This window comes from Pantoea sp. CTOTU49201, from assembly GCF_032054795.1.
Taxonomy (GTDB): Bacteria; Pseudomonadota; Gammaproteobacteria; order Enterobacterales; family Enterobacteriaceae; genus Pantoea; species Pantoea symbiotica.
In genome coordinates this window covers 1-2,080 of the sequence record NZ_DAMBSA010000184.1, presented here as the reverse complement: position 1 = coordinate 2,080, position 2,080 = coordinate 1, and the positions used below count along the sequence as shown (strand labels likewise).

The following is a 2,080-nucleotide window of genomic DNA, read 5'->3' as shown; positions in this document are numbered from 1 at the left end:
GATTGTCAGCGCCCAAAGTGCAAGTGGCATGATTAACTCCCATGAAGTTTTGATGGGCGTTAGTATTGCCTCATGCTTTAATGACAAAAAGATGCAAAGTGAGAATAGACTTTTGCTTTTGGAGGGATAATGAAGGCATCGTCAGATGAGCTTAAGGTGTTTATCGCTGTGGTGGAGAGCGGCAGCTTTAGTCGGGCAGCAGAACAGTTGCAGATGGCCAATTCAGCAGTAAGCCGCACGGTTAAAAAGCTGGAGAATAAGCTGGGTGTGGCGCTCTTAACGCGAACTACGCGTCAGCTAGCGCTCACTCATGAAGGCGAGCACTACTTTCGCCGCGTGCAAAAGTTGATGCAGGAGATGTCGACCGCCGAAAGTGAGCTGATCGAGCGTCAGCTGGCGCCTCAGGGCGTGCTACGTATCGATGCAGCTACGCCGGTGATTCTGCATCTGTTGCTGCCGATGATTAAACCCTTTCGTGAACGTTATCCAGACGTCACGCTATCGCTGATCTCTTCGGAGAGCTTTATTAACCTCATTGAACGCAAAGTCGATGTGGCGATCCGTGCCGGCAATTTAACGGATTCTACGTTGCGCGCTCGTCTGCTCTTTATTAGCTATCGCAAATTAGTGGCCACACCGGCTTATCTGGCGAAATATGGTGTACCAGCATCGGCAGCAGATTTAGTAGAGCATGAATGCCTTGGCTTCGTTGAAACGCCACGCTTAAATCGCTGGCCTGTCGCAGATGAAGGTGGCGAGCTTTATGACATCACGCCGGGTATGTCATCTAACAGCGGCGAAACGCTCAAACAGCTAGTGCTAGGCGATCAAGGTATCGCGTGTTTATCAGATTTTATGGTGGATAAAGAGATAGCGGATGGCACTTTTATTGAACTGCTAGCTGAACATCGAGTTCCAGTCGAGATGCCCTTTAATGCGGTCTATTACAGCGACTTGGGAGTTAGTCAGCGCGTTCGGGCTTTTATCGATTTTCTAAGTGAATGGGTTAAAGATCAGCCCTGGCGAGTGCAGGGCTGAAGAGGTAAGTCGCGATTAATCCCAGTCTGGTGCCAGACCTTCAGGACTCACTAAACGCTGCTGACGATCCAGCGCGGCAATATTTGCCATATCTTGATCATCTAACTGCAGATCAACTGCTGCCATGTTGCTCGCCAGATTTTCACGTTTGGTGGATGACGGGATCACCGCGTAACCTAACGTCATCGCCCATGCCAGAACCACCTGAGCTGGAGTGGCTTTGTGCTTCTGTGCAATCGCGTCGATTACCTGATCTTTCAGCGCATCGCCATAAGCCAGCGTCATGTAAGAAGTGATGTGAAGACCATTCTTTTGAGCAAATTCAACCACCTGACGGTTCTGCAGGAAAGGATGCAGCTCAATTTGGTTAGTGGCAATATTTTCCGCACCAACCGCGTCAATCGCCTCTTTCATCAAGGCGATTGGGAAGTTTGAGATACCAATCTGACGCGTTAGACCTGCTTCTTTTGCTGCCATCAGTGCCAACATGCTCTCTTTCACTGATACCGCCGCTCCCGGAGAAGGCCAGTGGATCAAGGTGAGATCGACATAATCGGTGCGCAGTTTTGCCAGGCTCTCTTCCAAGCTGGGAATCAACTTCTCAGTCGAAAGATTCTCAATCCAGATTTTGGTAGTAACGAACAAGTCTTCACGTGCGACGCCACTCTCAGCAATCGCCTGACCCACAGCCGCTTCATTTTCATAGATTTGCGCGGTATCAATTGTGCGATAGCCAAGTTCCAGAGCTGTTTTAACAGAATGGATTACAACATCGTCTTGCAGACGGAAAGTACCTAAACCAAAGGCGGGGATTATCATGTTTTCCTCATCGGATAGCGTTATGTTTCGATGGGAACTATTCTGGCAGGTTTATTGTTGCTGAAAAATCCGCTTATAAGCAGAAGAATTTTGATTTTTCATCAACAATGTTAGCGTAATTACAGACATGAAAAAGCCCTGACTTTTCAGTCAGGGCTTATCAATTAAGTGGCGGAACGGACGGGGCTCGAACCCGCGACCCCCTGCGTGACAGGCAGGTATT

The 2,080-nt window shown here is 48.9% G+C and carries 2 protein-coding genes; one reads left to right on the top strand and one right to left on the bottom strand.

Annotated features, from left to right (window positions below; translation table 11 throughout):
* Positions 1–129: 129 nt before the first annotated feature.
* Positions 130–1,038, top strand: a complete 909-nt coding sequence (gene yafC, locus RTY00_RS13805; RefSeq protein WP_312664838.1) for a DNA-binding transcriptional regulator YafC — start codon at positions 130–132, stop codon at positions 1,036–1,038.
* A 15-nt stretch (positions 1,039–1,053) separates the two neighbouring features.
* Here the strand turns inward: yafC and dkgB are convergent, their stop codons facing one another.
* Positions 1,054–1,857, bottom strand: coding sequence for a 2,5-didehydrogluconate reductase DkgB (gene dkgB / locus RTY00_RS13800; RefSeq protein WP_312664837.1), 804 nt, complete (start codon positions 1,855–1,857; stop codon positions 1,054–1,056).
* Positions 1,858–2,080: the final 223 nt, after the last annotated feature.